Below are 19086 nucleotides of genomic sequence, written 5' to 3'. Positions count from 1 at the left end.
GACTTCGGTCCTGCTTTTCTCTATTCCTGAGGCAAAGATCGTATCTTTCGAAAACCTTCGCGCTTTTTATCGCAAACGGTTGGCAATTCGTTGTTCTCCCGTTAACCTGATAGCGGATTTCCCTTCAGTAATCACAATGGAACCTCGTCATGTTTGAGAACATTACCGCCGCCCCAGCCGACCCGATTTTAGGTCTGGCCGATCTGTTTCGTGCCGATGACCGCCCTGAAAAGATTAACCTCGGAATTGGTGTTTACAAGGATGAAACCGGTAAAACACCCGTTCTGACCAGCGTCAAAAAAGCAGAGCAGTACCTGCTGGAAAATGAAACGACTAAAAACTATCTGGGCATCGATGGTATTCCTGAATTTGGTCGCTGCACCCAGGAGCTGCTGTTCGGTAAAGGCAATGCGATTATCGCCGATAAACGCGCCCGCACCGCGCAGACCCCGGGCGGTACCGGTGCGCTGCGCGTCGCCGCAGACTTCCTCGCCAAAAACACCGACGTGAAACGCGTGTGGGTAAGCAATCCAAGCTGGCCAAACCATAAGAGTGTGTTTACCTCCGCCGGGCTGGAAGTACGTGAATATGCCTACTACGATGCGGCTAACCACGCGCTGGACTTTGATGGTCTGCTGGCCAGCCTGAACGAAGCCCAGGCGGGCGACGTGGTACTGTTCCACGGCTGCTGCCACAACCCGACCGGTATCGATCCGACGCTCGAACAGTGGCAGACGCTGGCGCAGCTGTCGGTCGAGAAAGGCTGGCTGCCGCTGTTCGATTTCGCCTACCAGGGCTTCGCCCGCGGTCTGGAAGAAGATGCTGAAGGGTTGCGCGCCTTTGCTGCTCTGCATAAAGAGCTGCTGGTCGCCAGCTCCTACTCGAAAAACTTTGGCCTGTACAACGAGCGCGTCGGCGCCTGCACCCTGGTCGCCGCCGATCAGGAGACCGTAGACCGCGCGTTCAGCCAGATGAAGTCGGTGATCCGCGCTAACTACTCCAACCCGCCAGCGCACGGCGCGTCCGTGGTCGCGACCATCCTGAGCAACGATGCGCTGCGGGCAATCTGGGAGCAGGAGCTGACCGATATGCGCCAGCGCATCCAGCGTATGCGCCTGCTGTTCGTCAACACCCTGCAGGAGAAAGGCGCGAGCCGCGACTTCAGCTTTATCAGCAAGCAGAACGGTATGTTCTCGTTCAGCGGCCTGACTAAAGAGCAAGTGCTGCGTCTGCGTGAAGAGTTCGCCATCTATGCGGTCGCGTCCGGCCGTATCAACGTGGCCGGCATGACGCCTGACAACATGGCGCCGCTGTGTGAAGCCATCGTCGCCGTGCTGTAAGCGAAATTATTCGCTATAAAGAAAAAGGCCGCGAATGCGGCCTTTTTTACGTTCGCGTCAGGTCGGTTACCAGACCGGCATCTCATCCTGCAGGAACGGGTTGTTGCGGCGTTCCTCACCCAGCGTCGACAGCGGACCATGGCCGGGAATAAAGGTCACGTCATCGCCCAGCGGCAACAGCTTATCCTTAATGGCCGCGATCAGCTGTCCATGGTCGCCGCGTGGAAAATCACTGCGCCCCACCCCGCCTTTGAAAATCACATCTCCGGAAATGAGCAGTCGGGAAGCGTCATCAAAGAAGACCACGTGACCCGGCGTATGGCCCGGGCAGTGCAGTACCCGCAGCGCCACATTCCCCACATTAACCACATCGCCTTCATTGAGCCAGCGATCCGGACGCAGCGGCTGGCAATCCTCCAGGCCGAACATCCGGCTTTGCGCCGGTAATCCTTCCAGCCAGAACTCATCTTCTTTTTCCGGACCAATAACCGGTACGCCATAATGCTGCGCCAGTTCCGCAGCGGCGCCGACGTGATCGAGATGGCCATGCGTCAGCAGGATCTGCATCAGCGTGACGCCAGCCTCCGCCACCACCGCTTTGATACGTTCAGCATCGCCGCCAGGATCGACCAGCGCCGCCAGCCGGGTTTGTTCGCACCAGATAAGAGAACAGTTCTGCGCGAACGCGGTAACCGGAATAATACGATAGTTCATGACGCTCCTTTCGTTACCAGTGCCTTACGGGACCGGTATCAATATGCACAAAGTTACTACGTGGGTAATATCCTACACCACCTGCGCGCATAGATAACGCCGCTTTGCGTATATTGCTTAACGAAATACCTTCAATATGGAAATCCATTGCCTGCCCCTTGGTGTGATAGCTGTGTTTTGCTACACCACGGCTTCGTGCGCGAAGCTCATCATTGGTATCGAGGGAACGATAGCCAGAGATAAGCTGGACAGGTTTGTTGGTGCCAAGTAGTCCCTGCAACCGATAAAGATGATCGAACAGATTTGGATCGATGGACTTAATTTTATTCGCGCGGTAATCACGGAAAAAATGGTTAAGTCTTGCTAATTCATCCTGAATATAGCCTCTGCCATCGAAAAACTCCGCCTTGAGTGATTCACCAGTATGCAGGTTATTCAGCGTCAAAATACGCGGACGGGGGGTCGAGAGGGTGGCAAATGCCGGCGCAGGGAGAATGGCGGCAGCACCCAGCGCAGCACCACCCAACGCCAGCAATCTGCGGCGATTAGCGTCAAATTTGTCCATGATAATCAGGTCTACAGTCAATGAATCGTTATATACTTTTTCCGCCTTGCGCGATGCTGAACCTCAGCACGCCATCGCTCGCCACAGCCGTGATGCTGCCCGGCAAAAGAGAGCGTTCGCGCTGACTGCGTCACGCATTGAGCGGAATGATATGTATATGCACTTCTGGCGCACGAAAGGCACCTTACCGGGCATTATTGCCAACGTCAAGGCAGCCTCACCCCAGGAAAATCGGGCGCTGCAGAGGAGCAGCGCCCTTTTTTACCCAGTGCTAGGACAACAAAATCCATTGAACTACTTCATTTACCTGATTAATTGCTCAGCTTTCGTCAGAATTTGTGCGCTGGATCGCGCGGTGATATCGTAATTGTAAATATCTGTTCGATATTGTGTACGTCCATCAGCGTCCACAAACGCCGTTAAGTAATATAAATTCACCGGTATATTTTGCCGAATATTGACATAGCGCGTGTCCCCTTGCTTCAGGGCATCGGAAATACGCGTGTCATTCCAGCCCGCATCCTGCAGCAGCATATTGGCCAGTTCCGAAGCCTTATTCACCCTCACACAGCCGGAACTGAGAGCACGAACATCCTTCTGGAACAGGTTATGGTTCGGCGTATCGTGCAGGTAGATGGCATCGGAGCTCGGCATATTGAACTTGTAGCGTCCGAGCGAGTTACGCGCTCCGGGCGCCTGCTGAAAACGGAACGGTAAGTTGTTCTCGGTGATGGTCGACCAGTCGACCCGATAAGGATCGATGGTCTCTTTACTGTTCCAGCCGCGCATGACGGTGTAGCCATGCTGCTCAAGATAGCCTGGATTGTTACGCACCTTCGGCAGGATATCTTTGCGCGCCAGGGTTGGCGGCACGTTCCATGGCGGATTGACCACCACGTTATTCAGCGCGCTGCTCATCATTGGCGTTTTGCGATCCGGACGCCCCACAATTACCCTCGAGGCCAGCACCTGGCTGCCGTCCTGATAATAAACCAGCGAGAACGCCGGAATATTGACCATAATGCCGGTGGACAGTTTGCCCGGCAGTAAGCGTAAACGCTGAATGTTCAGGGCCAGCACCCCTGCGCGCTGCGCGGAAGAGACGTTGAGCCAGTCGCGAGTCGACTGGCCGATGACGCCATCCGCCCCCAGCCCCTGCATCGCCTGGAAGCGCTTAACCCCCTCCACCAGCTGGCGATCGTACACGCCGCGCGCCGCAGGTTTGCTCTTTTTCTTCGCCGACGGGCTCACCACATCGCCGGGCAGAACGATATTGGCGGTATCGTCCAGCATTCCGGTACGCTGGAGGATCTCGCGCAGGGCGCCGATATCATTGCTCCATTCGCCGGGGCGCAGCGAGCCGCTGCCGGTCATCTGCGGCCATGGGCGAGAATCAGCCACCAGCGCCAGCAGCGACTGATGCATGGCTTCATACTGCGGATGATGCGGCGCCAGGCCGGCGATAAACGCCGGCAGGGAGCCATTGTCCAGCGCCAGCTGCCACTGGTTAATCACCGACAGCGGCGGGGTCGCCATCTTGTACGGCGTTGAACTGTACAACCAGCGGGTCCCCTGGGTGGGGATGCCGCTGATAAAGTGCAGATAGCCCATCATGGCGTCCGACAGCACCACATCGCGCGCCATGCCGCTGACGGCGGGATCGGTCAGCAGACTGACCCAGGTGGTAAACTGCGGCTGAAAACCGGCGATGGCGATCTCCGCCAGCTGCTGCTGGAACGCCTGCACTGCCTCGCGGTTTTCCCACATCGGTTTCATATCCCTGGCGGCGTACAGCGACACCAGCGGATTCATAAAGACGGGTTTGTACCCTGCCGGCAACAGCGCCTCGATCTGGGCGCGGCTGTTTGCCGCCGCCTCCATCGACAGCGGCTGCTCACCGGCCAGCTTCGCGACCGCCGGCGATTGCCCATCGCTTTGCGCCAGCGCGGCGGAAACCTCGGCGGGCGCCGCAGAACTGTCGCCGGGTACGACTTCAGGCTCTTCGGCCTGGACATTGAACAGCGGAGCAAATGCCAGTGCCAGGCTCAGGCTGAGCGCTGACAATGGACGACCATACCGTTTCTTTAGCAACATCCCTTGCCCCCTGTTGTCACACATTGCTGCCCACAAAAATGGGGCTCTTTTTTCAGTATATAAAGACGAAAAGGCTTTTGCCTTACCTAATGTAAAGAAGTTTAAAGATTATACCACCCTCGCATACCGGGCTGGATAGAAAAAAAGGGCAACGTAACGTTGCCCTCTTCACCACTTAGCCGCCAGAATGTAGCCGCAGCCTCAGGAGGCGTCGGCTGTTCCCGGCAGCGCTTCCGGCAGCGGCGCGGCAAACCCGCGCAGCCCCACCACGTGGACGTGTTCATGATTATTGAACACCTTACGCACCAGTTTATAGGTGGTGCCTTTCTCCGGACTGATGTTCTCCGGCGCCGCGATAATCAGCTGCATCTCCAGACGTTCGCACAGCTCGAACAGCGTGGCGATGGAGCGGGCGTCGAGACGCGCCGCTTCATCGAGGAACAGCAGACGGCAAGGCGAGATATCCTTGCCGCGCAGGCGGCGGGATTCATCTTCCCAGCTCTGGACGACCATCACCAGAATCGACATCCCGGTACCGATCGCTTCCCCGGTGGACAGCGCGCCGGACTCCGCGCGCAGCCAGCCGTCGGAGCCGCGGTTAACTTCCACTTCCATCTCCAGATAGTTACGGTAGTCGAGCAGCTCTTCGCCGATGGTTTGCGGCGTGCGCTGCCCCATGTCGATCTGCGGATTCAGGCGCTGATAGAGCTTGGCCAGCGCTTCCGAGAAGGTCAGGCGGTTGCTGTTGAACAGATCCTGATGCTGTTCATGCTGCTCGGAGAGCACATCAAGCAGCGTCGAGTGGGTCTCGCGCACGTTGACGTTCAGACGCACGCTGTTGACCTGGCCGAAGGAGACGCTCTGCAATCCCTGGTTGAGCATTCGGATACGGTTCTGCTCGCGCTGAATGGTTTTGCGAATAATGTTGGCCACGCTGCGGGAGCTGATGGCCAGCTTCTGTTCGCGGTTTGTCAGCTCTTCGGTCAGGCGGCTGAGCTCAATCTCCATCTGCTCGATCGCTTCCACCGGATCATCGGTGCGGATAATATCCTGGCGGATACGCTCGCGCAGATGCTGGTAGACGGCAACGAAGAACTGAATTTTGCGCTCCGGGCGCTTCGGATCTTCCGAGATACGCAGCACGTCGCGCAGATGTTCGTTATCGGCGACCGCCAGACGCAGCGCACCGAGCGCCTTATCCGACATGGAGCGCAGCTCGTCGGCGGAGAGATAGGCCAGCTCGCGGCGGTGCAGACGACGCTCGACACCGTTGTCTTTCACCAGGCGCATCACCGCGCACCAGCCCGCCTTGGCGGTCACCACCTGTTCGCGCATTTCGCAGTAATCGCGCTCCAGCTTGCGCAGTTTGCGGGTCAGGTTGTCCATTTCCGCTTCGCAGAAGGTCAACGCTTTCTCCAGCTGATTGCGACGGGAGCGGTTATTGCTCAGCTGCATGTGCAGCTCATCGCGACGCGCACGGGCACGCTCTTCCGCGCCGGCATCGGCGCGCACGCCAATGTCCTGCAGCTCTTTATACAGATCGTTGAGCAGCTCTTTCTTGGTGTCATACGAGCTCTTCAGCGAGGCCAGCACCTGATTGTACTGGCTAAGCTGCGCCGCATGGGCACGCATCGCGTCGCGCGCGCGGCTGCGTTCGGTTTCCGCCTGCTCCAGGCGCTGGCGCAGTTTCTCGTTGAGATCGCTGTTGCCGCTGAGCATTTCCGCCGAATCGGAGTAGCTGAAGTGGGCCCGGCGCTGGACGACTTCCGCCAGGGCAAAAGCCTGCTGGCGCGCATCGCGCTGGGTCTGCTGCGCATAGGCGTAATCTTCTTTCAGCTGCTCAAACTGCTCCGGATCGCTCTGCAGCACCGAAACAATCGGCTCCAGCTTCGCCAGCTGGTTGCCGTGCTGCTGAATAAAGCGCGCGGCCTCCTGCGCTTCGTCCAGACGTTCCTGGATCTCGTCCACGCGGTCGGCCAGCGTATCATCCGCCAGCAGATTCAGGCGCGGCAGCAGGCGGTTGAGCGCCGACACGCCCTCTTTCGCCTGCTCATACTGCACGCGGTTCTGTTGGTTATCGCTTTCATGGGCGCTCAGCGCGCGCTCCAGCTCGCCGCGGCGGCTGTTGAGTTTGCGGATCTCTTCTTCCGGATCGTCCTCAAAGGCCACTGCCAGATGGCTGCCAATGAAGCGGCTAAAGGCCTGATGCAGACGCTGAGTTTTCTGCACGTCAAACGACAGGGTCGCAAAACGCTCGGACAGCGATTCACGCTCGGCATGCAGGGTTTCAATGCGGTTTTCACGCGCGGCGCGGCCAAACAGCGGCAGCGACGGGAAGCGTGAATAACGCCACTGGCGGTCGGCGATCTTCACCACCACCGCTTTTTCCAGCTCATCCACGCTGAATACGCTATCGTCAAAGGACTGCGGATCGCCTTCGATCAGATAGAGATCTTCCGGACAATCTTCCAGTCCTTCAAGCTGCTCGGCAACCTGCGACAGATCCGGCACCACGATGGCATGGCGCGACGGACCGTACAGCGCGGAGAAGTACGGCGCATCGTCAAGGCTGACATCATCGTAGATCTCGGACAGCAGAACGCCGCCGAACCGTTCCGCCAGCGCGTTGAGGCGCGGATCTTCCGAACCGCCCGGCTGGCTGAGACGCTCAATTTCTTCGTCGATGGCGCGCTTGCGGGCGCCGACCTCGTCACGTTCAACGATAGCTTCGCGCTCGCGCTCCAGCAGCTGCTGCAGGTATTCGGTAACCTCCTGGCCGGACTCAAACTGCTCGCCGCTCTGCTCGCACAGCTGGTTAAGGCTGTTCTGCGCCGCCAGCCAGACCGGCGCCCGGCGCATCAGCGTCTGAGTGCGTGACTGCAGCTGCTCCAGTTCCTGGCGCAGGGTCATGCGCTGTTCCTGCGCGTTAGAAACGCTGTCGGCCAGCGAAGCGATGCGCGCTTCCAGCTCCTGATGCAGCGTTTCCAGATCGTCGATATCGTAGCGTTTGCCCTGGCGTTTGCAGAACTCAGCCAGCTGGCGCTCGGCGTCCTGCTGCTCGCGCAGGCGCTGCTCCAGCTCGTTGAGGCGGCTACGCAGCCCCTGCGCCTGCTCGGCCTGGTGACGCTGGTTCACGCCGTCGCGCAGCAATTCGCGCGCCACGTCCCAGGCTTCATTGCGCGCCAGCGGGCCGTTAATCGCCGCCACCAGCTGGTAGGCCTGTTCAAACTGGCTGTGCGCGGTTTGCGCCACGCTCATTTTCTGTTCCAGCGACAGCATTTTCTCCGTCGCTTCCTGCTCTTTCGCCTGGAAGGTTTCCAGCCACTCGTCGGCGCTCTCCGGCGTCAGATCCGGCAGATGACACAGCGCCTTCGCGCGCTCCAGCGCCTGCAGCGCCTGGTTATACTGAATGGCGCGGGTCTGCTGCACGTCGAGCGCCTGCTGATAGTCGGCGAGCTGGTTTTTCAGCTCATCCACTTCCAGCTCGGCGGCCTCGGCGCGGGCTTCGTTCTCTTCCTGGCGATCGATGGCTTCCGCCACCACTTCGTTCTGCTCTTCCAGACGGATCTGCAGCTCGTCGAGATCCGCTTCGTAGCGCTCGATTTTTTCCTGCTGACGCAGTGCGGTCTGCACCAGGTTCAGGTGGTCGCTGGCGGCCTGGTAATCCGCTTCCAGATCGCCTTCTGCGCCGTTATGCTCCTGCAGCTCGCGCGCCATGTCGACGTGCTTATACTGCTCTGCCGCCAGCTGCGAACGCGAGGTAAAGAGATCGCGACGATACTCCAGCGCCTTATCAAGATGAATGCGCCGCTCGTTGGCGTGACGCATATAGTCCGCCGCCACGTAGTTGGTGGCTTCGCTGATCAGGTGTTTGAACAGATCGCGATCGGACTGGGTGACGCGGATCGCCTCGAGGGTCATGCGGTTTTCCCGCAGCGCCGCTTCCATATCCTGGAATGCCTTACGCACGCCGCTGTTTTCCGGCAACAGGTAGTCGCGCAGCGAGCGGGTAATGGTGCTGGAGATCCCGCCGTACAGCGAGGCCTCGATCAGGCGATAGTATTTACTTCGATCGGAGGCGGAACGCAGACGACGCGCCACCACGCCCAGGTCGAACATCAGCGAGTGATACTCGGTGATCGAGTTGAACTGCTTAAACTGGACCCCTTCCATCGCCTCGAGCTTGTCTTTCAGCTCATTGAGACTAACCACGCGCGCCTGGCGATCGTTCAGCGTTTCGGTTAACAGCTGGGTCGGCAGGATAGCGGTGGGCAGCCCCTGAATGGCGAAAGGCTTGATATCGACTTTGCGATCGCGCCCGGCAACCTGCTGCAGACGCACGCCGACCACCACGCGCTGATGGCGCGAGTTGATGACGTCGAGCACGGAGTAACAGACCCCGGCGCGCAGCTTCCCGTGCAGGCCTTTATCGCGTGAGCCGCTGGTGGCCCCCGCTTCGGTGGTGTTACGGAAATGCAGCAGGGTTAAATCAGGGATCAGCGCCGTGACGAAGGCCGCCATGGTCGTCGACTTACCGGCGCCGTTCCCCCCGGAGAGGGTGGTGACCAGTTCATCAAGATCAAAGGTCCGGGCAAAGAAACCGTTCCAGTTAACCAGCGTCAGCGAGCGAAACTTACCGCGTTCAATCATTACTCTTCCTCCCCGCTATCCGGCTGGTTCTCTTCATTCTCATCATTGAGCTGCAGGTGATTTTCCAGGGCCATCGCTTCCCCGTCGCGGATCAGGCGGCGCTGCGCCTCTCGCGGGTCGTCGCCGGCGCGCACATCGGCGCCAAAGCGGAATACCGATTCGGTAATACGGAACTTGCTGCTGTCATGGCCCATAAACCACACCATCCCCAGGCGGCGCAGGCGGTTAAGCGACGCGCGCATTTTTTCCTGCAGCTTCTGGCGATCCAGATCCGAACCGGTGGAACGATTGTTGACCAGCTTCAGCAGCCTGGATTCATCCGCCAGGGTCAGCAGCTCGTCATACAGCTCCTGCTGGGTGAAAATCCCTTCATTTGCCAGGCGCTCCGGGCTGAGATAGAGATAGCAAAGAATTTTGCCCACCATCATATCCAGTTCGGACAGCACCGAGCGTGAAATCAGGGTTGTGGAACGCGGGCGCAGGTAGAAGAAGCCCTCCGGCGCGCGGATCAGCTCGACGTTATAGCGAGCATAAAACTCTTCCAGATAATCCTGGAAATCCATCAAAAATGCGTGATTATCCAGCTCGTCGAGGCCGATATGTCGGCCCGCGCGCAGGGCGCTGTCCAGCGCCGGAAATAACGGATTGGCCAACGCCTGCGCCAGCTTAACCGGCATCACTTGTTCAATATTTGTCAATGACATGCGCCTGTACCTTGGCTCCGTAATCATTAATCGGCTGCCATTTGGCTGGCAGTCCGGTGAAATCTGCCTGGGCGACGCCCAGCTGTACCGCCTGATCCACGACGATCCGCGCCACGTCAAAGTGACGCCCGCGCGGATATTGCGCCAGGAACTCCCGCGCCACCAGGCCGAGATCCAGCGGTATTCCTTTCTCTTTATAGACCGCCAGCTGCGCTTCGATCAGCGCCGCCAGCTGCTCGCGAATTTCGTTAAACTCTTCAAATTCAAGGTCCGCAGGCAGCTCGCCGGTGACCTCTTCATCGCGCAGGGCCATCTCCTCGTCGCGCATATCCAGCAGACGGTCGGCGTTGGCGTAAGTCAGCGCCCACGGCTCATCAAAATAGGTCTGTACCGACTGGCGCAGACGCTGAGCGAAGACGCGGTTCTTATCCATATCGATAGCGGTACGGATAAACTTGTGCACGTGGCGGTCATAGCCGATCCACAGGTCAATCGCCTGCTGGCCCCAGCTGACGATGCGGTCGAGCTTGCTTTGCAGATCGAACACCAGCCGGTCGACAAAATGGAGATCGTCGCGCGCCATGGTCGAATCCTGAATGCGCAGCAGATTCGCCTGCAGCTTATCCCCCGCCGCATCCAGCGTATCCTGCAGTTCACGCAGGGTGCCGGAAGTTTCCGACAGCAACAGTTCACAGCTGGAAATCGCCGCGCGCCAGTCTTTGTTCAACAGCTGCGCGATATCGTCTTTCACCAGCTGCTGCTGCTCATCCATGATGCGCTGCGTCAGGTCGATGCTGTCGAAAATTTCCGCCACCGAATACTTCAGCGGGGCAAAAACGTTGCGATGCCAGTGAAACTCATCGCCGCCCTCTTCTGCCGCGTCCGCCGCGCGCTTCAGCTCGCCGGCGACGATCGACAACTGCATCGAGAGACGCAGCGTCGAAAATTCGCGCTGCCGGATATAATAATCGGTGATCCCGATCCCCAACGGCGTCAGACGATAGATTGCATTGCCTTCGGTAATTTCGCTGGTAAAGCGGTTCAGCAGACGCTGGCGCACCAAATCGTTGATGGCGTTATTGGCGCGCTGGCTGATGGTTTCGCTGGTCTGCTCAAACGCATCACTCACGTGGCGGAACGCATCCACCAGTTCTCCCTCGCTCATTTCTCCTTCCAGCCGTTCGCCATTCAGGGTGGCGATCGCCAGCAGGAAAGAGAGCCTGTCGACCGGCAGCGAGATAGAAAAATCATTTTTCCTGGCCCAGGCAACCAGTTCGGGGACTGTCTGGGAAAATTCACTCATACTTTATCCTTGCATCTGCGGCTATGAGCCTGGCTCTTAAGCGCGGTGACATGAATATAACGGCCCAGGCTGAGGTACGGCTCCTGACGACAGTAGCGCGTCTCCAGCTCCAGCAGCGCCGCATAGCTGTCATGCTGTTGGCGTTTTTCACGCAGATAATCATGAAACACCCGCACGCCGGTTTTGCTGACAATTTGCCAGCCAATCTCTTCCAGCCAGTGATAAACCTGCTGCGGCTCACGCGGATAATCCGGCGACAGCGTGCGTTTTTTCTTTTTTGGCATGCCCAGTTGTACGTAATCGAAATTACCGGCAACCATATTGTGCATCAGCAGGCCGTTAGCATTGTAGAACATCAACGACAAGCCGCCGCCAGGACGCAGCGTCGACCACAGGGTACGCAGCACCGCCTGGGGCTCCGCCACCCACTCCAGCACCGCATGAAACAGTACCAGATCGACCGGGCTTTCCAAGTGCTGCGCAATATCCTGAGCCGCGCATTGTACAAAATGCATGTTGTCGATCACACCTTTATCGACAGCAGCCTGGCGGGCGCGGGCCACCATTTCAGCAGAGAGATCGCACAGCGTCACGTGATGGCCCAGTTGCGCCACTTTAATGGCCGTTTGCCCTTCGCCGCCGCCGGCATCCAGTACCCTCAGCGGTCCCGGCCCCAGCTGCGCCAGCAGCGGCTCCAGATCCTGCCAGAGGATCGCCTGGCGCAGCTGGCCTTTTGTGGTGCCGTAAATATTGCGCGAAAACTTTTCAGCAATGTCATCGAAATTGCGATCCTGCACGGGCGACTCCACAAGCCAACACAAAACCGCTATTTTGTCATACCCGCGCCGAGAATGAAGCGATCTGTTATAAGATCCGAACATAACTTTGGTTATATGGTTAAAAAAGGAACCATCTGGCATGCTTTTCACGCTAAAAAAGATCGTCGGCGGTCTGCTGCTGCCGCTTCCTGCCCTGCTGTTGCTGATCGGTATCGGGATCGCCCTGTTATGGTTCAGCCGCTTTCAACGTACCGGGAAGCTATGCGTGAGCCTCGGCTGGCTGCTGCTGGCGCTGCTGAGCCTGCAGCCCGTGGCAGACAGCCTGCTTAAACCGATAGAAGATCGCTATCCCACCTGGCGCGGCGAGCAGCCGGTGAGCTACGTGGTGGTGCTGGGCGGCGGCTATACCTGGAACCCGGAGTGGGCGCCAAGCTCTAACCTTATCAGCAACAGCCTGCCGCGCCTGACGGAGGGCATTCGCCTGTGGCAGGAGAATCCGGGATCGAAAATGATCTTTACCGGCGCGGCGGCAAAAACCAACCCCGTCAGCACGGCGGAGGCCGGGGCGAGAGTGGCGGAGAGCCTCGGCGTACCGCGCAGCGATATCATCGTGCTCGATAAGCCGAAAGATACGGAAGAGGAAGCGCTGGCGGTGAAGGGCGCCATCGGCGACGCCCCCTTCCTGCTGGTCACCTCGGCGTCACACCTTCCGCGGGCGATGATCTTCTTTCGCCATGCCGGTCTGGACCCGCTGCCCGCACCGGCTAATCAGATGGCGATCACGTCACCGCTCAATCCGTGGGAGCGGGTCATTCCTTCTCCGGTGTGGCTGATGCACAGCGACCGGGTCGGCTATGAAACGCTCGGTCGCGTTTGGCAATGGCTGAAAGGCAGCTCAGGCGAGCCAGGGCAGGAGTGATTTTGCGGCGAGGTCGAAACGGGCGCGGTCAAAGCGCCCGGTATTGACCAGACTATCCACCTCATCCCACAGCAGATAAAGCCAGCGCCGCCAGACAAAGGCCTCGGAAACCGGCGCCTGCTGCAGGTAGCGCCATAGCAGCTGCTCGGCCTGGCCCCCCTCCGCGAGACGGAACAGTTCGTACTCCCGCGGCGCCCACAGCATCATCCCCGGGCCGACCATCGCCAGCAGCTGGTCGCTGCGCGGATCTTTCAGCATGCTGCGCAGGGTGAAATTGCCGTGCACCAGCACGGCATTATCATTGAAGTCGCGGAACAACTCCGGCAGACACTCGCGAGAGCGGAACAAAACCCGCTTATCCTGCATGGTCAGGCCGGTGTCCTGATACAGGTTCAGGGTGCTCCACAACATCGCCACCCGCTGCCGGTACCAGTTCGGCCACAGATTGTCCTGGGTATTATCGACCATCCCCACGCAGCCGCCGCTGTCCTGACGATGCCAGGCCAGCAGCGCCTCGACGATCTGCTCCTGCAGCTGCTCCCAGCGCGCCGGGGTGCGGGTGGGCGCCTCCACCGGGACGCCGCGCAGGCGCTCAAGCAGCAGCACGTCCGGCCCGGGATGCTCTTCGTGCGTCATCACGCCGTAGACCACCGGCATGCGCACCGTACCGCTGCGCGCCAGAGTGGAGATCTTCCAGGCCAGCTGCCGCGCCACCCCGGGGGTGGTGAAACTTCGCGCCAGCAGCGGCATCGGATTTCCCTGCGCGTCATACAGGGACCACAGCGCCGTAGCGGCTTTTTCACTGACACACTCCACCCGGCTCAGCTTTTCGCCAAGCAGGTGACTGAGTTCGGTTCGCAACTGTTCCATTGTCGATTACCCCTATGATCACTACTGATTTCATAATGAGCGCCCGCACCTGGGTTGTCATCGGATAAGATCAAAAATGGGCAAAAAAAGCATAAAACTGGTGGGGATATCCCCTCCTGCAAGGAGGGGACAGAGGACTAGCGCAGTTCAGCGCGGACGCGCGCCAAATCTTCAGGGGTATCGACGCCGGTGCCGGGCACTTCGGCCGCCACGGCGACGTGGATCTTCTCGCCATACCACAGCACCCGCAGCTGCTCGAGCATTTCAATCTGCTCCAGCGGGCTTGGCGCCCAGCTGACGTAGCGGCGAATAAAGCCGGCGCGATAGCCATAGATGCCGATGTGGCGCAGCAGAAAATCACCAATGGCGTCGCGGGAGTGGGCAAAGCGATCGCGATCCCAGGGAATGGTGGCGCGGGAGAAATAGAGCGCATAGCCCTGCGCATCCATCACTACTTTGACCGCATTTGGATTAAACGCCTCTTCCGCATCGTGGATCGGTACCGCCAGCGTCGCCATTCCGCTGGTGCTGGCAGCCAGATTCTCCGCCACCTGGCGGACGATAGCCGGGGGGATCATCGGCTCATCGCCCTGGATATTGACGATGATGGTGTCATCGCTGAACGCGCACTTCTCCACCACCTCCGCCAGCCGTTCGGTGCCGGACTGATGGTCGGCGCGGGTCATGCAGACCTCGCCGCCGGCGGCTTCAACCGCCCGGGCGACATCTTCGTGATCGGTGGCGACAATAATGCGTTCCGCGCCGGATTCGCGGGCGCGCTCCAGCACATGGACAATCATCGGCTTGCCGTTAATGTCCTGCAGTGGTTTTCCCGGCAGGCGCGTGGAGGCGAAACGCGCAGGAATAATGACCACGAAACTCATGAGTGACTCTCTTCTACCGCCAGCGGACGCGCTTCTGTCTCCAGCAGCACAGGGATGCCGTCGCGGAGCGGAAACGCCAGACTATCAAGTTTGCAAATAAGTTCTTGCTTATCCTGACTGTAATACAGCTTACCGTTACAGACCGGGCAGGCGATGATTTCAAGTAAACGGTGATCCATGTTTCCTCCTGATGGACCGGATAGATTTCTCAGCAGCATAACACAGGAAGGTCGGCGCCGGGATCAATCGGCATCGATTTCCCACCCCTGCGTCTGGCCGACAAACAGCCCTTCCGGCAGGCGTCGGCACAGGATCCGCTCTGCCGATTGCCAGCGTGCGAAATCGTTGATCGCCCGGCGCAGCCCCTGCTCCAGACCACGGGTGATCTTCACCCCATCCTCCAGCCACAGGGCGAAGATCTCCAGTTCCCGGCTTTTGCGATGTATTTTACTGTCCATCCGCCCGACCAGTTTTCCCCGGTGCAGCAGAGGCAGTACGAAGTAGCCATACTGACGCTTCGGCGCAGGGGTATAGCACTCCAGGCGATAGCTGAAGTTGAACAGCTGCTCAGCGCGTTTCCGATCCCAGACCACCGGGTCGAAGGGCGAGAGCACGGCGCTATGGCTGGCGGTAAGTTTACCGCCGGGCGCGGACTCCAGCTGCGCCAGCGCATCGCGATGCAGCCACATCTCGCCAAGCGCTTCCACGTTGGCCGGGGTCACCAGACCCTCTTCCTGCCAGGCCGCCAGCAGACCCGGTAGCGCCGGCTGACGTAAACGATAGTAATCCGCCAGCCACTGGGGACGAAAGATGCCGAGGCTGCGGGCGCTGTTGCGCAGCATGATGGCCTCTGCGGCGTCGCGGGACAGCGCATCGCGCTCGTCATCCCAGTGCGGCATCACCCGCCGGGTTAAATCATACACGCGGTGAAAGTTGCGCCGCTCTACCACCATCACTTCCCCGGCGGTAAACAGCCCTTCCAGGTGGCGCTTATGCGGTTTCCACTCCCACCAGCCGCTGGCGCCTTTGCGAGGGTGGGCAAAATCCGCCGAGCGAACCGGCCCGTTTTGGCCGATATGCGCCACCATCTCTGCAATACTGCCGGCATGCTCCTCCATCCACGCGCGATGATATTTCCAGCCCATCTTATCGGGGTTCAACATCCGGTGGCGCACAAGGGCGAAATCGCTGCGCGGCAGAAAACAGGCTTCATGCGCCCAGTATTCCATCAGCTCGCCGTTGCGCAGCGACTCATCCAGCCAGTGCTGCGGATAGCTGCCGAGGCGGCTGAACAGCACCAGGTAGGGGCTGCGGGCCACCACGTTGATGGTATCGATTTGCAGCAGCGACATCTGCTGGATGGTGGAAAGGATGTCATTTGGGCGAGCGCGACGCCGGGGCTTTTTTAATACCCCCTGCGCCGCGAGATGGAGGTGGCGCGCCTCATTAAGCGATAGTTGCAATACCGACATGCAGGTTCTCCGTCAGGATTTCCAGCACAGCGGCGAGCAAAACCGGCGCGTCGGTTAACGTTGCGCCAACATCGCTAAGTCCGCAAGCAACCGCTGTGCGCGTTCATCGGCCATTATGGCGTCGACCGGTAAATACCACCAGTTCGCAGCGGCGAAATCGCGACATTTCACGGCGTCTTTTTCGGTCATCAGCAGCGTCTGCCCGGCGGTTACCAGGGCGGCGACATCGGCCTGGCTCAGCGCCTGATGGTCCGCCAGAGCCACGGTTTTGACCGGTTGGACGCCACTGCTTTCGAGGGTGGCGAAAAAGCGCGGCGGATGGCCGATGCCGGCCATTGCCACCACGTTAGTGAAGGTAGAGACATCGCGACGTTCACCGGTGAGCAGGTTGACCGCCATCCCGGGACGCAGCTGCATCGGGATCTCTCCCGGACGCGCCACGCCGCCGTTGACGATAACCGCATCAACGCTTTGCAAGCGCGACGCCCGCTCGCGCATTGGTCCGGCAGGCAGCCACCAGCCGTTGCCAAAGCGGCGCACGCCGTCGATGACGACAATTTCCCGGTCCCGCGCCAGCTTATAGTGCTGCAAACCATCGTCGGTCACGATAATCTGCAGATCGTGCGCGCTGAGCAGCGATTTCACCGCATCGCTGCGCAGTGGAGAGACAGCCACCGGCGCGCCGGTACGCTGATGGATAAGCACCGGTTCATCACCTGCCTGCGCCGTACTGGTCCGGTCAGTTAACACCAGCGGGTAGCGTTCGGCTTTACCGCCGTAGCCGCGGGAGACCACCCCAACGCGAATGCCGCGCTGTTGCAGCTGCTCCACCAGCCAGATCACCACCGGCGTTTTACCATTGCCGCCGGCGGTCAGGTTACCAACCACCACCACCGGCACCGGCGCGCGCCAGGCTTTTTTCCACCCCAGCTGATAACTGAGGCGAATCACCGCGCTCACCAGGCCATACAGCCAGGAGAGCGGCAGCAGCAGGCGCCACAGCGGCGATTCACCGGACCAGATGCGCGCGATCATTCGCCGAATTGCATCTTATGCAGCTGGGCGTATACGCCTTTATGCTCCAGCAGGTCGTGGTGCGTTCCGCGCTCCACGATCCGCCCGTCTTCAACCACCACGATCTCATCAGCCTGCTCAATGGTTGACAGACGGTGGGCGATAACCAGCGAGGTGCGGTTTTTCTGCAGCTCATCCAGCGCCGCCTGAATCGCACGCTCGGACTCGGTATCCAGCGCCGAGGTGGCTTCATCGAGGATCAGGATCGGGCTGTTACGCAGTAGCGCACGGGCGATAGCAATACGCTGACGCTGGCCGCCGGACAGCATCACGCCATTTTCGCCGATGATGGTATCCAGGCCATTGTCCATCTTGTTGATGAAGTCCATGGCGTAGGCCATCCGCGCAGCCTCTTCAATTTGCTCGCGGCTGTACTCTTCGGTACGGGCATAGGCGATGTTATTAGCGACGGTATCATTGAACAGGTGCACGTTCTGTGAAACCAGCGCGACCTGGTCGCGCAGCGAGCTCAGCTTGTACTCGCGCAGGTCGTGGCCATCCAGCAGGATCTGCCCGTCGTCGACATCGTAGAAGCGTGTGATCAGGCTGGCGATGGTCGATTTACCCGACCCGGAGCGTCCCACCAACGCCACGGTTTTCCCTTCCGGGATATCGAGATTGATATTGCGCAGCGCGGCCACTTCGCGACCCGGATAGGTAAAGGTGACGTTCTCGAACTTGAGATTGCCTTTCGCCCGCTCAATGACGCGCGTACCTTCGTCTTTTTCCTGCTCGGAATCGAGGATCGCAAACAGCGTCTGGCATGCCGCCATCCCGCGCTGGAACTGGGCATTGACGTTGGTCAGCGACTTCAGCGGACGCATCAGCGCAATCATGGAGGAGAAGACCACGGTAATGGTCCCGGCGGTCAGGGTATCCATCACGCTCGGGAAGCTGGCGGCGTACAGGACAAAGGCCAGCGCCAGAGAGGCGATAAGCTGAATGATCGGGTCGGAGATAGACGAGGCGGAAACCATCTTCATCCCCTGCAGGCGCATTTTATTGCTGACCTTATCAAAACGTTTGGTTTCCACTTCCTGGCCGCCAAACATCAGCACCTCTTTGTGCCCTTTCAGCATCTGCTCGGCGCTGGTGGTGACCTGCCCCATCGTGTTCTGCATATTCTTACTGATATTGCGAAAACGCTTGGAGACCACGCGGATTGCTACCGACACGATAGGCGCCAGTACGATCAGGATCAGCGACAGCTGCCAGCTGTAATAGAACATCATCACGAACAGGCCGATAATCGATGCCCCTTCGCGGACCACGGTGATCAGCGCGCTGGAAGAAGAGGAAGCGACCTGCTCGGAATCATAGGTGATACGTGACAGCAGCGTCCCGGTAGACTGCTTGTCAAAGAATGCCACCGGCATACCCATCATGTGGCCGAACAGGCGACGACGCATGGTCATCACCACTTTGCCGGAAACCCAGGAGATACAATAGCTCGAGATGTAGCTGGTGATCCCACGCAGCACCATCAGCCCGATAACCACCAGCGGCATCCATAGCAGCACTGAGCGATCCGTTTTACCAAAACCATCATCCAATAACGGTTTAAGAAGCGATAACATGAAGGTGTCACTGCCCGCGTTAAGCACTAACGCCACCGCCGCTACGATTAGCCCGGCTTTAAACGGTGCAATAATCGGCCAAAGTCGGCGGAAGGTCTGCCACGTGGAGAGATCTTTATCGTTCTGCATTCAATAAACCAG

At 59.3% G+C, this 19086-nt stretch carries 15 protein-coding genes; 2 read left to right on the top strand and 13 right to left on the bottom strand.

Annotated elements, in window-relative coordinates; genetic code table 11:
• The first annotated feature begins 149 nt into the window (after nucleotides 1-149).
• A complete protein-coding gene (gene aspC / locus K5R89_RS09125; protein ID WP_023289032.1) occupies nucleotides 150-1340 on the top strand; it encodes an aspartate transaminase in 1191 nt (396 codons plus the stop codon).
• Nucleotides 1341-1406: 66 nt separating this feature from the next.
• On the opposite strand, the gene K5R89_RS09120 is transcribed toward aspC, so the two are convergent.
• From K5R89_RS09120 to cmoM, 7 genes are all read right to left on the bottom strand, one after another.
• Complete coding sequence (locus K5R89_RS09120; RefSeq protein WP_023289031.1) at nucleotides 1407-2054, bottom strand: MBL fold metallo-hydrolase; 648 nt, start codon at nucleotides 2052-2054, stop codon at nucleotides 1407-1409.
• 13 nt (nucleotides 2055-2067) lie between these two features.
• Entirely contained in the window at nucleotides 2068-2619 is a 552-nt protein-coding gene (locus tag K5R89_RS09115) for a YcbK family protein (protein WP_004201403.1), read from the bottom strand.
• A 303-nt stretch (nucleotides 2620-2922) separates the two neighbouring features.
• Nucleotides 2923-4713: a L,D-transpeptidase gene (gene ldtD / locus K5R89_RS09110; protein WP_044521923.1), complete on the bottom strand. Its 1791-nt coding sequence runs from the start codon at nucleotides 4711-4713 to the stop codon at nucleotides 2923-2925.
• 201 nt (nucleotides 4714-4914) lie between these two features.
• Nucleotides 4915-9363, bottom strand: a complete 4449-nt coding sequence (gene mukB / locus K5R89_RS09105; protein WP_023289028.1) for a chromosome partition protein MukB — start codon at nucleotides 9361-9363, stop codon at nucleotides 4915-4917.
• Nucleotides 9363-10067 carry a chromosome partition protein MukE gene (gene mukE / locus K5R89_RS09100; protein ID WP_004150840.1) on the bottom strand — a complete coding sequence of 235 codons (705 nt, stop codon included), beginning with the start codon at nucleotides 10065-10067 and terminating at the stop codon, nucleotides 9363-9365. Before mukE ends, mukB begins: the two co-directional genes overlap by 1 nt.
• Entirely contained in the window at nucleotides 10048-11370 is a 1323-nt protein-coding gene (mukF, locus tag K5R89_RS09095; RefSeq protein ID WP_002898189.1) for a chromosome partition protein MukF, read from the bottom strand. Before mukF ends, mukE begins: the two co-directional genes overlap by 20 nt.
• Nucleotides 11367-12167 (bottom strand): tRNA uridine 5-oxyacetic acid(34) methyltransferase CmoM, encoded by an 801-nt coding sequence (cmoM, locus tag K5R89_RS09090; RefSeq protein ID WP_017899447.1) that lies wholly within the window; start codon nucleotides 12165-12167, stop codon nucleotides 11367-11369. The genes mukF and cmoM overlap by 4 nt, the downstream gene beginning before the upstream one ends.
• Before the next feature lie 121 nt (nucleotides 12168-12288).
• On the opposite strand from cmoM, the gene elyC reads away from it, so the two are divergent.
• Nucleotides 12289-13068 (top strand): envelope biogenesis factor ElyC, encoded by a 780-nt coding sequence (elyC, locus tag K5R89_RS09085; RefSeq protein ID WP_032455272.1) that lies wholly within the window; start codon nucleotides 12289-12291, stop codon nucleotides 13066-13068.
• On the opposite strand, the gene K5R89_RS09080 is transcribed toward elyC, so the two are convergent.
• The 6 genes from K5R89_RS09080 to msbA all read right to left on the bottom strand — a co-directional run bounded on the left by K5R89_RS09080 (nucleotide 13045) and on the right by msbA (nucleotide 19074).
• Nucleotides 13045-13938 (bottom strand): YcbJ family phosphotransferase, encoded by an 894-nt coding sequence (locus K5R89_RS09080; protein ID WP_004201393.1) that lies wholly within the window; start codon nucleotides 13936-13938, stop codon nucleotides 13045-13047. The two genes, elyC and K5R89_RS09080, sit on opposite strands and share 24 nt — an antisense overlap.
• A 137-nt stretch (nucleotides 13939-14075) precedes the next feature.
• Nucleotides 14076-14822: a 3-deoxy-manno-octulosonate cytidylyltransferase gene (gene kdsB, locus K5R89_RS09075; protein WP_217259079.1), complete on the bottom strand. Its 747-nt coding sequence runs from the start codon at nucleotides 14820-14822 to the stop codon at nucleotides 14076-14078.
• Nucleotides 14819-15001 (bottom strand): protein YcaR, encoded by a 183-nt coding sequence (gene ycaR / locus K5R89_RS09070; protein WP_004201390.1) that lies wholly within the window; start codon nucleotides 14999-15001, stop codon nucleotides 14819-14821. Before ycaR ends, kdsB begins: the two co-directional genes overlap by 4 nt.
• Nucleotides 15002-15064: 63 nt before the next feature.
• A complete protein-coding gene (locus tag K5R89_RS09065; RefSeq protein ID WP_217259078.1) occupies nucleotides 15065-16294 on the bottom strand; it encodes a winged helix-turn-helix domain-containing protein in 1230 nt (409 codons plus the stop codon).
• A 54-nt stretch (nucleotides 16295-16348) separates the two neighbouring features.
• Nucleotides 16349-17329, bottom strand: a complete 981-nt coding sequence (gene lpxK, locus K5R89_RS09060; protein ID WP_217259077.1) for a tetraacyldisaccharide 4'-kinase — start codon at nucleotides 17327-17329, stop codon at nucleotides 16349-16351.
• Complete coding sequence (gene msbA, locus K5R89_RS09055; protein WP_004201387.1) at nucleotides 17326-19074, bottom strand: lipid A ABC transporter ATP-binding protein/permease MsbA; 1749 nt, start codon at nucleotides 19072-19074, stop codon at nucleotides 17326-17328. Before msbA ends, lpxK begins: the two co-directional genes overlap by 4 nt.
• Between the last annotated feature and the right edge of the window lie 12 nt (nucleotides 19075-19086).

The sequence above is a fragment of the Klebsiella sp. TF21-TM genome (genome assembly GCF_019753495.1).
GTDB lineage: Bacteria > Pseudomonadota > Gammaproteobacteria > Enterobacterales > Enterobacteriaceae > Klebsiella > Klebsiella quasipneumoniae.
Note: the sequence above shows the minus strand (reverse complement) of the source record. Positions and strands in the feature narration are given on the sequence as shown.